The organism is Fischerella sp. JS2 (assembly GCF_032393985.1).
In the GTDB taxonomy this organism is placed as follows: Bacteria; Cyanobacteriota; Cyanobacteriia; order Cyanobacteriales; family Nostocaceae; genus Fischerella.
The window spans coordinates 3,586,137-3,599,803 of the sequence record NZ_CP135918.1; the positions used below are offsets into that span (position 1 = coordinate 3,586,137).

Below are 13,667 nucleotides of genomic sequence, written 5' to 3' on the forward strand. Positions count from 1 at the left end.
TATCCCTCGCAAACTAGTTTATACTGTGGCACTCATGATTGGAATTTTGATGATAAACTCAGTTCCTTTACCTGGTTGAGAATTAACTACTAATTCACCATTGTGTTTTTCCACAACTATTTGATGGGCAATCGATAAGCCAAGTCCTGTACCTTTGCCAACAGGTTTTGTGGTAAACAAAGGTTCAAATAGCCTTTGTTGGATAGGTTCAGGAATACCCATGCCATTGTCAGCAATTCTAATGACAGCCCATTGCTCAGTATCTACCTCTGTTGTAATTTGAATCTGAGGAATAGAATCGCTAATTTTGCCTTGGGTGATCGCTTCATCAAGGGCGTCAATTGCGTTTGCCAGAATGTTCATAAATACTTGATTCATCTGGCCGATATAGCAGTTTACCTCTGGCAAGTCGCCATAATTTCTGATAACTTCAATGGACGGACGATCGCTATTACCCTTGAGGCGATGTTGCAAAATCATCAACGTACTATCAAGTCCTTCGTGTAAATCCGCAGGCGTTTTGAGAGCAGAATCCGAACGACAGAAAGTGCGTAGTGATGTAGAAATATTTTCAATGCGTTCAGATCCTACCTTGAGTGATTCTAAGATTTTGAACATATCTTCAAGAACAAAATCCAAATCTAATCTCTCAATAGCAGTGGTGATTCTACTTGTCGGGTTGGGATACTCTTGTTGATACAGTTGGATAATTTCGCTAACTCCGGCGATGTATTCTTCTAAAGGCGGGAGATTGCTAGCGATAAAACTGATAGGATTATTGATTTCGTGGGCAACACCAGCAATTAACTCTCCCAAAGTTGATAGTTTTTCTTGTTGCACCAATTGCACTTGAGCTTTTTTTAAGGTAGCAGTGCGATCGCTGACTTGTTGTTCTAAAGATTCAGTTAGTTGTTTTAATCGCAAATGCACACGTACCCTAGCAATCACTTCTTCCTGGGCAAACGGTTTGGGGATGTAGTCTACTGCCCCAAGGGCAAAGCCCTTAGTTTTGCTTTCGATATCATTTAAGGCAGTGGTGAAAATAATGGGAATATTTTGGCTAACAGGATTGGCTTTGAGGCGACGACAGGTTTCAAATCCGTCAATCCCCGGCATTTGTACATCCAGTAAAATTAACTCTGGTTGATTTCGTTCGACTTGAGCGATCGCACTTTCTCCATCGACTGCAACACGAAAACGAAACCCCTCACTATTGAGGGCTTCGCATAAAACAGATAAATTTGTCGGATTATCATCCACAATTAAAATAAATCCGGTATTTGAGGTGTTTGGCATGATGGATTTAAAAGTGAAATTTACCTCTAATTAATTAATATGTTGTTTAATAAAATTTTCTAAACGTTTGAGTTGGAAATTGCTAGCCAGTTGCGTAATTTGCTGAGCAAAAGTTGTCAATTTCTCATCAGATGTAGAAACTTGCTGAGCTATTTCTAAAATTCTTTGAATATCACCGTCTTGGGATAATTCCAGTAACTGTAGTAAAACCTCCTTGGCAGGAAGAGTCATCTCAACAGGATAATCCAGATTCGCTACATTGGTTTTTTTAATTTTGTCCATCTTATTGTCATAAATCCATTTCAGTTGTAAATATTGTCGCAGCAGTTCTAACAACACCTCAGCTTCTATAGGCTTTGGTAGAAACGCATCTGCACCTGCTTCAATACTTTTATACTGATCAGTTGCAAACACACTGGCTGAAGAAGCAATCACAGCAATCTCTTTGCAGGGATACGACTGACGCAAACGTTTGATCAACTCAAATCCATCCATCACTGGCATGATTAAATCGGTGATGATTAAGTCTGGTTTGTGGACAATTGCTTTTTCCCATCCTTGGTGTCCGTCACTTGCTTCTACAACATTAAACCCAACTGGTTCTAGTAAATTTACAACAACTGATCGGTTTTCCCATTTGTCATCCACAATTAAAATCGTGCGCCTTTGCCCTTGATAATCAATAATTGTTCCCTGTTCTACCACTCGAGAAACCTTTGCCCAATCTTGGGCTTCTGGTAACTCCACCTCAAACCAGAAAGTGCTACCTTTACCAAATTCACTTTTTACTTGAATTTGACTACCCATCAAACTCACAATTTTTTGACTGATTGCTAATCCCAAGCCAGTACCTTCAATTTGTCGTTTCTGATTTCCCACTTGTTCAAAGGGTAGAAAAATTTTCTCGATTTGTTTAGAGGCGATACCCACACCTGTATCTGTGACTTCAAAGCGAATTTTGTAATTGGTAATTGGTAATTGCTTTGGTTTTTCTGCCTTTCCTATTACCTCTACTGTGAAAGTGACGTTACCTTGCTCAGTAAATTTAACCGCATTACCAAGTAAATTGATCAATACCTGACGCAAGCGTTTTTCATCAGCACGAATACCTGTGGGTAAATTAGGATCAAGTTGAGCATCAAACCCAATGACTTTTTGTTGTGCCCGGATGCGACAAATTTCAATCACATTGTCTAAAAACGCAGGCAAGTAAAAATCAATAGGATTTAATTCTAGTTTTCGGGCTTCAATTTTGGAGAGATCCAGAACATCATTAATGAGAGTTAACAGATGAGAACCGCATTGGTAAATAATACCAACTCCTTTGCGTCCTTTCTCAGTTAAAGGTTCCGTGCGTTGGAGGATTTGCGCGTAGCCTAAAATACCGTTAAGGGGTGTACGTAACTCATGACTCATATTGGCGAGAAATTCGCTCTTGGCTTGGCTGGAATTTTTCGCAGTTTCTTCTGCTTGGCGTAGTTCTTGCTCAATCCGCTTACGCTGCACGATTTCACTGCTGAGTACTCGGTTAATAGCTTCTAACTGAGCAGGGCTAGGTAATGTTAAGGCTTGAGGCATGAGATCAACTAATGCAAATGCCGTGTATATGGAAATAATGGCAGTTACAGCCTTTAAAAAACCAGCGATCCAGTAATTAGGATGCCAAAGCGTCCAGATGTCCATTAAATGTCCAGTACCACAGGCAATAATAAAAGCACCAAATAGCAGAAAGACTCCGTGGAAAGGAACGTCTTTGCGCTTATAAATAAAGTAGATAAGTAAAAGGGGAATAGAATAATAGGCGAGGGCGATGGTTCCATCAGAAATGATGTGCAGCCAAACTAGTCCAGTTTTCCAGAGATAGCAATGTCCATGAGGGACAAAAGCATTAGATTGGAAAGGATGATTTAAAAATTTCAACATCATATTAAAGGTTGCTGGATTTCCAAAACATGCCTACAACCCTAGATTTCCAGATCATAAAATAGGGAACGCGATCGCATTTTTTTATATGTGTATGAGTTTGTATAGACAAATATCATATATTTTCTGCGATCAAACAAAACTAACCTAAGCCAAAACACAAGCAATAGGGAAAATTAGATACTCTATAAAAAAGAGCTTCCAAATAAATTGGTAGAAACGGGCAATAGCATTTTTATCCTGTAAATCTACTCTCCGGCTACGCCACCACATCACACCTAGTGCTACTAAATGAGTAAGTACTAAAAATAGAGAACTAACTTCAGCTAGGCGTAGTAAGCCAACTAAAATCATGCTGATATAACATACACTCAATACCCAAAGGGCAAGATTAAATACTGCTTGCTTACCAAGTTGAATCGTGAAAGTAGTAATATTGTACTGGAGGTCGCCTTCCATATCTGGGATATCTTTAAAAATAGCGATCGCAAACGTAAATATCAAAATAAAAATTGTTAATACCCATACTGCTGCTGGAATAACTGGAATCAAATTATTTTGTCTCAACACCCAACTAAAATGTAAAAACAAACCTAAGTTAACAATCGCCCCCCGCACAGAAAAAATGCATAATGCCGCCCAAAAAGGAAATCTTTTCAAACGAATTGGCGGCAAAGAATAAGCTGTACCAATTGCTAAACTGATTGTCACCATCCCCAATAAAAATGGCCCGCCTAACCAAGCAATTGCCAGTGCCAAAACACCAGTAATTGCCACAATTACTTTTCCTGTTTGTTGAGAAAATTCTCCCGAAGCAATGGGTAAATGTGGTTTATTGATTTTATCAATGGCTACATCTTCTAGTTGATTCAACCCCACAATATAAACATTGCCGCATAAACAAGCAAGCCACGCTAGCAAAATTGGGGATAGAGAAAAACTGCCATTACTAATAGCAAAAGCAACTAAATATAACCCCACTACACTTAAACTTGTGCCAATAATTGTATGCGGACGAGAGAATTTCCAAAAAGCATAAAGCCAAGTACTCGGAGAATTTGATTGTGAAACTTGATTCATAAAATTTATTGGTGGTTGATGGTTAGTTGTTGGTTGTTGTTAGTGGTTAGTGGGTAGAGACGCGATGTTCCTCGCGTCTGTACATTAATAGTTAGTAGTTAGTTGGTGGTTGTTAGTTGTTAACCATCCCCCTTGTCCCCCTTCCCTTGTCCTCTCACACTCGCCACACTCCCCATCACCCTATATCCCCACCTTCCTTCTCCCCACACAATAACCCAAATCGAATTAACCCACGTTCGTAACCGCGCTGCATCAACCCCAAAGATAAGGCCCCAACAATCGTACTCCAACCTGATCGCAGTAAGCCAAAGATCGCTTTGGGAGTAAATGCCGAATCAATCACCACATTCCAAAAAGGTGCTACCGCTTCTGACCAATCAGCAGTGCGGGTATTTTTTAAACCTAATTGCTTAGCGATCGCTTCATACTCTGGCAAAGAAATCACATAGGGCAAGCAATATACCTGATAAATTTTTGCTAAATGCTGCTGTTCATCTGTCGTCAGTGGCGACTCATCTGTAGGTCGATGACACCAAGTCACCATAATCAGCTTTCCACCCGGTTTCAACACCCGATAGCACTCTTGCATGAACTTGGTTTTATCAGGCATATGTTCGCCACTTTCTAGCGACCATACCAAGTCAAAATAATTGTCAGCAAAGGGCATTTCTAGAGCGTTGACCACTAGAAAATTAGTTTGGGTACTCAAATTAAACTCACTAGCCCTTTCCTTGGCTCTAGCAGCTTGCACAGGACTCAAAGTAATACCAGTTGCCCTAGCATGAAACTTTGCTGCTAAGTATAAGGAACTACCACCAATTCCACAACCCACATCCAAAATATTTTCAGCTTGCTGTACATCTGCCCAATTGAGGATCTCTTCAATTAAATCAATTTGTGCCTGGCGACGGTTTTTTTTCTCTGTACCATCTACACCATAGTAACCGTGGTGCATATGTTCACCCCAGATTTCTTCCCATAAACCGGAAGAAGCATCGTAAAATTCCTGAATTTGCTTGTAAAGAGTTGCGCTCATGGATAAAGCAGAGTTTAACAGTTATCAGTTAGAGACGCGATGAATCGCGTCTGTACAGTTATCAGTTTTATTACTGGGTATAAATTCCCTAGCAATTAGACTAAAATACGTTGGTAGCGCGGACTTTGACTTCCACCGTACGCCTGATAACTATTCACTGAATTTAAATACACATACTCGTAGGCTACCATGTGTGTTTTTAATTAAATAAGGGTGTTTTTGCTTTTAGGCAGTTATCATCCTGCGAGCAATCCCTAATTCTGTTTGTTTTTTTACTTAAATATGACTGTTTCTCGGACAATTTGTTTGGGATTTCTGGCAGTAATCGCAGTAGGAACTATCCTGCTAATGATGCCTTTTTCTACCAGTAGTGGTGAATGGAATGACCCCATAGTTGCCTTATTTACCTCAACTTCAGCAGTTTGTGTGACTGGATTAGGAGTAGTTGATACTGGTACTTATTTTTCTTTTTGGGGTCAGTTATTTATCGTACTATTGGTTCAGATTGGTGGGTTGGGTTACATGACAACCACCACCTTTTTGATTCTGCTGATTGGACGTAAATTTGACCTCCGCCAAAAAATTGCCATTCAACAAGCTTTAGATCGTCCGGGAATGAGCGGTAGTACTCAAATTATTCGCTCAATTATTGCTATGACATTGATTTTTGAAATCACAGGGATATTTTTACTTTTGCCAGCTTTTGTCTCCGATTATGGATGGCAACAAGGACTGTGGTTAGCAATTTTTCATAGTATTAATTCTTGGAATAATGCCGGTTTTAGTTTGTTTAAAGATAGCTTTATTGGTTATCAATCTTCTATTTTAGTTGTGTTGACAGTTACAGGTTTAATCATTATTGGTGGTATTGGTTATCAAGTCATTTTAGAAACTTTTCTGTGGATACGCGATCGTATCCGCAACAAACAAGAAAAACTCTTGTTTTCCCTGGATTTTAAAGTTGCAATTAGTACAACAATTGTGCTTTTAATTGTGGGGACAATTGCTTTTTTCTTTGTAGAGTTGAGAAATCCACAAACATTTGCAAATCTCAATTTTTTCAACAAATTTTTAGTTGCTTGGTTTCAATCTGTGACTACTAGGACTGCGGGTTTTAATACAATTGATATAAGTAAAATGACAACAGCCGGCTTATTTATTACGATTGCACTCATGTTTATTGGTGCAAGTCCAGGTGGTACAGGAGGTGGGATAAAAACCACAACTTTGAGAGTTCTTACTAGTTGCACACAAGCAATTCTACGAGGGAAAGAAGAAGTTATCCTCTACGAAAGAAGGATAGCATTATCTTTAGTTTTAAAAGCTGTTGGCGTGTTAATTGGTTCTGTTGGTACAGTTATTCTTTCAATAATTTTAATAACCTTAACAGATCCAAAGCTTGATTTTATTCAAATCTTATTTGAAGTAGTATCTGCCTTTGCTACTGTGGGACTTTCGACCGGGATTACGGGTACTGTTTCCACAGCAGCTAAACTGATATTAATTGTCACAATGTATGTGGGTAGAGTCGGTGTTTTACTACTAATGTCAGCTATACTAGGAGATCCGCGTCCTAGCAGAATTCACTATCCAGAAGAAAATTTACTTGTAGGTTGATTGTTGGTTGTTGGTTGTTGATTGTTGTTTGGAAGCCAATTACCAATTACCAATTACCGATTACCAATTACCATTTACAAAGGAAACAACTGTGAATCTGTCATCATTAGGTTTTTTTCGTAGTCTGCGTAAAGACAATCATCAATTTGCTGTAATTGGTTTAGGTAGATTCGGGCGTGCTGTCTGTTCAACCCTACATAAATCAGGATATCAAGTGTTAGGAACAGATATTGATGAAAAACGAGTATTTGATGCTTTAACTGACCAAATAGTAGGTCATGCTTTACAGCTAGATTCAACAGAACCAGCCGCGCTGAAAGAAGCAGGCGTTTTTGAATTTGATACGGTGATCGTCGCAATTGGAAATTATATTCAAGAAAGTATTATCACTACCCTCAATATGAAAGAAGGAGGTGTACCTCATGTAGTGGCAAAAGCTTCTAGTGAAGTTCACCGGAAACTACTTTTACGAGTAGGGGCTGATCATGTTGTATTTCCTGAGTACGAAGCCGGATGTTCACTAGCGCGATCACTGACTAAACCATCAATATTAGAACGATTTGATCTCGACCCAGATCACAGTATTGTAGAGTTAATTGTTCCTGATGAATTTCATGGCAAAACTATTTCTGAACTACAGTTGCGTAACCGTTATGGACTGAATTTGTTGGCGGTAAGTCATGATGGCAAATTTCAAATTAATCCTTATCCAAATCAGCGTCTTGAACGTGGTTCAGCAATTGTAGTGATTGGTTGCAACAAAGATATTAATCGTTTACCAATTTGAAGTTGTTAGTGGTTAGTGGTTAATGGTTAGTGGTTAAATATATTCACTACTATCTACTAACTACTAACTACTAACTATCACTGCCTAAACATAGGTGATGGTTTTAATGAAAAGGGTACTTCTTCGGGATTGATTTCCTCTGGAGTGGCAGTTTCACTTGGGTTTTCTTGTGTATCTACAGAAGTGTCTAAGTTTGGTAAGTCATCAGTTGAGGCTTGACTAACTTGGGGTTGCTTTGGTTCTTGCATCTGTGCAACTTGCTGCATTAACTGTTCAACTTTGTTAGCTTGCTCTGTGTTACCCTGTTCCCGATATTGATTACGCGCACGCTTAAAAGCGCTGCTGGCTTTTTTGAACTCGCGTTGATTATATAAAGCTACTCCCAAGTTGTAGTAAGCCTCAGCATTATTAGGAAGGCGTTTAATAGCTGTTTGATAAGTAGCAACAGCTTCAGATGTTTGACCTTGGATAGTCAAAAGGCTACCCATGTTATTGTAAGCTACAGCATTGTCAGGATTGATTTTGAGGGCTTGGCGATAAGCTGCGATCGCTTCTTCTAATTGTCCTTGTTCTTGCAGTGCGATCGCTAAATTAAAGTAAGCATTAGCATTGTTGGCATTTAAATTAATTGCTTTTTGGTAGGCTGCGATCGCTTCATTCGCCTGTCCTTTTTCATACAAAGCTAATCCTAAATTATACTGAGCATTTGCCAGCGTCGGATTAATAATCAAGGCTTGACGATAAGCGGTAATAGCAGCATCAGCTTGTCCTTGTTTATGCAATGCCAAGCCCAAGTTATAATAAGCTTCGCCCAAGCTGGGATTCAGTTTAATTGCCTCTGCATATTCTTGTACGGCTGCATCAAAACGGTTTCGCTGTAACATAATGTTACCTAAATAATTATGTGCAGCAGCAATATTAGAGTCTATTTGCAAAGCTTGACGAAACGCAGATTCTGCACCAGGCAAATCTTGATGGTGATAGCGCATTACTCCCTGTTGAAAGTAACTAGCTGCTTCCAAATTCTGAGAAACAACATTTTGTGCTAGCAGCTTGCTTCCTGGTAACTCAGTCATTGTTGGTGCTATTAACACCAAAAAAGCAGAAGATAGACCGGTAAACCACAGGCGAAGTTGATATTTTTGAGACATGACCGACAGACCTGTACTGATTGCTAAATGCTCATAAAGTCAGAATACCCAGTACATAGATAAAAATTAAGTTGTGACAAATTTAATTTGATGCTAGTGAAAACAGAACAGGGAGCAACTTAACAGCAAACCCATAACCATCGGTGTGCATCGGTGTTTATTCATCAAGAGCAAGCATTGAAATCCTTGGCTGATAGCCCCAAATTTATTTGAAGGCAAGATTTAAATAATTAAATTTTTATGCGAATTTCTTGACTTTATCAGAAAAATGTTACAATAAATACAGAAATAAAATCGTTCATCTCTTGAAGACTGTAATACCACATTGAATTTGTAGTAAAACCTAAGCGCTACTACAAACCAATGACAACATAACGCTTTTGATGACAGCGAGGAAGGAAATCAGCTTAAGAGACGGAAGTAGGGAGAAATCCTGAAGGAACGCGCCTCTATTTAATTCCAACCTGCAAAAAAAATTAAAAGCGAGGCGAAGCAAATGAAACTAACCTATCGCGGTGTAGATTATGAATCGAATCCCCTGGTTGTGGAACTGATTCCAGGGGAAATGGGTGGTAAGTATCGTGGCCAGCAATGGAGACGTCATTATCCTAGACACATTCGTGTACCTCAACCAGTGGCAGAGTTGAAGTATCGCGGAGTGCCTTATTACGTTGGCGATCCTCTAGACGTAGAAGCAATGAAACTACGCAGACAGCCTAAAGCGATCGCTACTGAAAAAACAGGACAAAAATCTGGTCAAGACTTAGCAAATGCTCATCTTAACCATATCCGCCGCAATTTAGAACATCGCCTGCAAGTGGCGAGAGAAAAAGGAGATCAAACTCTCATTCGTTTATTAGAGGATGAGGCAAGGCAAATGATGGTTGGTAGTTAGTGGATACAGACGCGATTAATCGCCTCTGTACATTAGTAGTTAGTAGTGAATGAGAGATATTTAACCACTAACCACCAACCACCAACCAACAAAAGTAGAGGCACAAAGCGCCTCTACTTTTGACGATTTATCCAAATACCTCTTAATCCAGCTGCTTTTGCCGCTTGATAATCGTCTGCAATACTGTCCCCAATGTGCCATGCGGCTGTTGGTGGACAGTTATGTTTTTCTAAAGCAATAGTAAAAATTTTGGGATCGGGTTTGGCTGCGCCTGCTTGCGTAGAAATGGTAATGGAACTAAAAAAGTCTCTCAGTTCCAAAGCCTGCAATACAGAGTAGATGCGGGAATCAAAGTTCGATATTATCCCCAGTTCAATCCCCATCTTTTGCCAGTTTGTTAAAGATGGTAAAACATCAGCATAGACAAACCACGGCTCAGCTGTGCCAAAATGGATGTAAACTTCGCTAAAAAAAGCCGAAAAATCAGAAAATTTCTCTAGAACACCTGCTTTTTGAAAAGTATCGGAGGCAATGCGAAGCCACCACTCAAACTCCCACTGCGGGATATCTTGTTCTTGGGCATTTGCAAACACAGGTGGTGGTGCGGCTTTAAAACTCTGGATGAATGTTTTATTCAAAGTTTCGGCAGAGACTTCGACACCAAACTCCTGGGCAATTTGGCTATAAACTTCACCTACACTGCCTTTGACGCCGAAGAGAGTGCCAACTGCATCTAAAAAAATAACTTTCGGTCGTTCCATCAACCTATGACTATTTTGGATTTTAGATTTTGAAGAAATAATATATTCGGTGTAAAGCGTCATGTCTAACGACAAGACGATAAGCATGTTTTCAAGCTAATCATCTCACAGATCCAAACCTGGAGTTACATATGCAAAGCCCAAAGTATGATTTTTTTTATCCGCACAAACAGACTGAGTTTGTCTAGCCGAAGTAGCACGCTTTTGGGAATTTCACCCGTTATTGTGACTACTGTTCACCTTTAATACCAAAGAGGGATAAGTAGTATTATTTGAGATTGCTGGAATATCTTTTTGGTAAAGACTCTGAATCCAAAATCTAAAATCCAAAATTAGTATCAAGGGTGTTAGGCAGTTTGAAAACAGACGCTTAATACACCATCTATTATTGTGATAATGTCTCTATAATAGGACGAGCTAGCCAGTTAAAACCTACTTTGAGTTTATGATCTAAAGTTGGCATTCGATACAAATAAGCTAGACGACGGGCGATATAAGCCAAAGAACCTTCTAATTTGATCCCTAAACCAGTCAGAGTTGCGTTGTCTGTCCCCAACGTCATCATCTCACCTAAGTATTGGTAGCGGAATGGAATTAGAGGACGACGAGTCAGACTTGCCCAAATATTCCAAGCTACATAATCGGCTTGTTGAAAAGCTGCTTGGGCAGTAGCGGGGACTAGTTGTCCTTCCGCATCGCGACATTCTGCTAAATCTCCCAATGCAAAAATTTCTGGATGATCCAAGACTTGGAGGGTTGGTGTAGTCGTAATTTGACCACGTTGATTTTGCTTAAAAGGCAGATTGCGGACTACAGGTGAGACTCGCGTTCCCACTGTCCAAATTACCAAATCCACAGGAATAATATCTACTTGACCCTTATATTCCAGGGAAATCGTATCTTGGGCGATCGCTTCTACCTTGGTCTCTAAGTCAATAAATATACCTCGTTCTTCTAATGCCTTTCTAGCTGCTTCGCGATTAAACTCTGGCGAGGTTCGCAAAATTTGATCAGTAAGTTCTATTAACCGAAAGCGTCCTCTTGACCCCAGCCTGTCTGCTAGTTTACATGCTAGCTCTACACCACTGTAACCACCACCAACAATTGCCACACGAATTTTGTCACTATCAGACTCTTCCAACACTCGCAAGCGCTCTTCTAAGCGGTATGTATCAGCAATTGTACGGAAAGGATAAGCATAAGAAGTTGCACCAGGTACAATATCCAAAGGTGTTTCGCCACCCAGCGCCAAAACTAGGCGATCATAGCCAATTTCCGGTCCATCTTGTAAATATACTCTTTGCTGTTGTGTGTCAATTCCCGACACAGCAGCTTGATAAAAACGTACCCCCGTATCTGTTAATAATTCTGTAAACGGAGGGGCAATTTCCCAAGTTTGCAATTCACCAGTTAGCAATTCGTAAAGCAGGGGAGAGAAAACAAAGCGATCGCTTTGATCTACCAAAACTATTTCCGGCTTGGGTAAAGACTCCCAAGGTAACTGACTCAGCCTCAAAACTGTGTAGAGGCCACCAAAGCCTCCACCCAGTATACAGATTCTTGTTTTATGTTCGCTCATGTGTATAATGGGCTATGCATCCCAGTAGGGCAACTTCTATCAGTTTAATAATTTATTCCAGGATTTTTCTTAATAAACAGTATTAAATTCAATAGGCGGTTTGTGGCAATCACAAACCGCCTTCTATTTCTTTGTATCTTGGTGCTGGTGGTGAAAAAATAAATTTTATTAAACCACTAAGGCACTAAGACACCAAGACAATTTATGGAATGCGTTATAGCAATTAATTACCACCAGAAGTTACAGCTTTGTAATGTTGGGCAGTAACTTCGCCTTTAGCGTGCCATTTACCGTCAGAACCTTTCTCATATTGATTTTTCACACTGTTCCAAGCAACTTGACGAGCGCCCTCTTCACTCATACCATCACTTTGGGCAGCTTTGAAAGCAGCAGCGAAAATTTGTTGAGCTTCTTGAGGCAATTCTCCTTTAATTTCTTCAGTTAAAATCCCAGCATTGTTATTTTTAATTGATTCTGGTGATTCTTCAACGTTATTATTTGTATTTTCTGATTGGTTTACGTTAATATCAGTCATCATTCCACTCCGAATTACTTTATCTCAAATTAGTCTTGATATTCATCGTAAAAACCGTAAGAGCGATTCTCCTCTTTCTACAAGCATATATTTGGCTTAACCCGGAGTAATAATTTGTGTCTAATGTGAATTAATTATTGTTTTTAGAGAAGAAACACGAATATTAAGACTAAATCCACATGAATAATCCATCTGTGTGCATCGGTGTACGCTACGGAAAGCCAATGAGCGTGTCTACGATTCATCAAAAATATCGCGGTTTACGAGCAAATTTAGTAGAGGGAAAAACGAACACAGATGAACACCGATAAACACCGATAAATGCCATACCACTAGATCAATTGAAGTAAGCTTGATAAATTACTTTGCAGAGGTGGACGTAGACAGATATAAAGTAATGACCCGAATAAAGGTAAGAGTGCCACCATCCTGAAAATACGAGTATCTTTAATTCCTCTGCGTGCCATATCATCATCAAATAAATCAGTCAGAGGAAATGTCAGGCACATTAAACAAAAATCTAAGCTAATCAGATGTACAAAATGTACAGTTTGAAATTGATAAATGTAATCTTGCCAATTGCCAGCTATAATTGCATAAATTAGTAAGCTAATAGTAGTTACTAAAAGAAAAATTCCTGTGGAACGCCGATCAAAAAAGTCTAGCGATTTATCTTTTTGACCATCAAATTCTTGATGAGGTTTTCGCAAAATTAGGTAAGGCAAAAGACAAATGACACCAGTAAAATTTGCACCAATAAAATAGGGCCAAGCACGCAAGTTTTGCATTCTGCCATCAGCAAACATCAGACAGCCATAAATCATCGGCCAGACACCCATTAGCCAAAATATTGTTGGGATAATGGCATTGAGTTGTCCGTATTGGAATGTCAACAGTTTGACTACCAAAGGTAGGGTATCTGGTTGATCTAGGGGGGCTAACCATATAGTGTAAGCAGTAAAACCTAGCCAGATGATCGCCAGAATGATTTTTCTCACAGCCATAGC

General features: G+C 39.5%; 13 protein-coding genes. 4 read left to right on the forward strand and 9 right to left on the reverse strand.

Annotation, left to right across the window (positions count from 1 at the left end):
- Nucleotides 1-18: 18 nt before the first annotated feature.
- The 4 genes from RS893_RS15175 to RS893_RS15190 all read right to left on the reverse strand — a co-directional run bounded on the left by RS893_RS15175 (nucleotide 19) and on the right by RS893_RS15190 (nucleotide 5,335).
- Entirely contained in the window at nucleotides 19-1,296 is a 1,278-nt protein-coding gene (locus RS893_RS15175; protein WP_315784629.1) for a sensor histidine kinase, read from the reverse strand.
- Between the two features lie 30 nt (nucleotides 1,297-1,326).
- Nucleotides 1,327-3,219: an ATP-binding protein gene (locus tag RS893_RS15180; protein WP_315791985.1), complete on the reverse strand. Its 1,893-nt coding sequence runs from the start codon at nucleotides 3,217-3,219 to the stop codon at nucleotides 1,327-1,329.
- A 147-nt stretch (nucleotides 3,220-3,366) separates the two neighbouring features.
- The gene (locus tag RS893_RS15185) at nucleotides 3,367-4,299 is read right to left on the reverse strand and encodes a homogentisate phytyltransferase (protein ID WP_315784632.1); all 933 of its coding nucleotides are present in this window, start codon (nucleotides 4,297-4,299) and stop codon (nucleotides 3,367-3,369) included.
- A gap of 175 nt (nucleotides 4,300-4,474) precedes the next feature.
- Nucleotides 4,475-5,335, reverse strand: coding sequence for a methyltransferase domain-containing protein (locus RS893_RS15190; RefSeq protein ID WP_315784635.1), 861 nt, complete (start codon nucleotides 5,333-5,335; stop codon nucleotides 4,475-4,477).
- A gap of 282 nt (nucleotides 5,336-5,617) precedes the next feature.
- On the opposite strand from RS893_RS15190, the gene RS893_RS15195 reads away from it, so the two are divergent.
- Entirely contained in the window at nucleotides 5,618-6,952 is a 1,335-nt protein-coding gene (locus tag RS893_RS15195) for a TrkH family potassium uptake protein (RefSeq protein WP_315784638.1), read from the forward strand.
- 91 nt (nucleotides 6,953-7,043) lie between these two features.
- Nucleotides 7,044-7,739 carry a TrkA family potassium uptake protein gene (locus tag RS893_RS15200; protein ID WP_315791986.1) on the forward strand — a complete coding sequence of 232 codons (696 nt, stop codon included), beginning with the start codon at nucleotides 7,044-7,046 and terminating at the stop codon, nucleotides 7,737-7,739.
- Between the two features lie 77 nt (nucleotides 7,740-7,816).
- On the opposite strand, the gene RS893_RS15205 is transcribed toward RS893_RS15200, so the two are convergent.
- Entirely contained in the window at nucleotides 7,817-8,890 is a 1,074-nt protein-coding gene (locus tag RS893_RS15205) for a tetratricopeptide repeat protein (protein ID WP_315784640.1), read from the reverse strand.
- Nucleotides 8,891-9,386: 496 nt separating this feature from the next.
- Between RS893_RS15205 and RS893_RS15210 the strand changes: the two genes are divergently transcribed.
- Nucleotides 9,387-9,785 carry a DUF4278 domain-containing protein gene (locus tag RS893_RS15210; protein ID WP_315784642.1) on the forward strand — a complete coding sequence of 133 codons (399 nt, stop codon included), beginning with the start codon at nucleotides 9,387-9,389 and terminating at the stop codon, nucleotides 9,783-9,785.
- A 113-nt stretch (nucleotides 9,786-9,898) separates the two neighbouring features.
- Here the strand turns inward: RS893_RS15210 and RS893_RS15215 are convergent, their stop codons facing one another.
- The 3 genes from RS893_RS15215 to RS893_RS15225 form a co-directional block, all read right to left on the reverse strand.
- Nucleotides 9,899-10,546, reverse strand: coding sequence for an HAD family hydrolase (locus RS893_RS15215; protein ID WP_315791987.1), 648 nt, complete (start codon nucleotides 10,544-10,546; stop codon nucleotides 9,899-9,901).
- Between the two features lie 385 nt (nucleotides 10,547-10,931).
- On the reverse strand, nucleotides 10,932-12,125 hold the full coding sequence (locus RS893_RS15220; RefSeq protein WP_315784643.1) for an NAD(P)/FAD-dependent oxidoreductase: 1,194 nt from the start codon (nucleotides 12,123-12,125) through the stop codon (nucleotides 10,932-10,934).
- Between the two features lie 223 nt (nucleotides 12,126-12,348).
- Nucleotides 12,349-12,660 (reverse strand): ChaB family protein, encoded by a 312-nt coding sequence (locus RS893_RS15225; protein WP_315791988.1) that lies wholly within the window; start codon nucleotides 12,658-12,660, stop codon nucleotides 12,349-12,351.
- A gap of 179 nt (nucleotides 12,661-12,839) precedes the next feature.
- On the opposite strand from RS893_RS15225, the gene RS893_RS15230 reads away from it, so the two are divergent.
- Nucleotides 12,840-12,971 (forward strand): hypothetical protein, encoded by a 132-nt coding sequence (locus RS893_RS15230; RefSeq protein WP_315784646.1) that lies wholly within the window; start codon nucleotides 12,840-12,842, stop codon nucleotides 12,969-12,971.
- A 21-nt stretch (nucleotides 12,972-12,992) separates the two neighbouring features.
- Here RS893_RS15230 and RS893_RS15235 read toward each other — a convergent pair whose 3' ends face one another.
- Nucleotides 12,993-13,664, reverse strand: a complete 672-nt coding sequence (locus RS893_RS15235; RefSeq protein WP_315784649.1) for a DUF2834 domain-containing protein — start codon at nucleotides 13,662-13,664, stop codon at nucleotides 12,993-12,995.
- Nucleotides 13,665-13,667 lie beyond the last annotated feature (3 nt).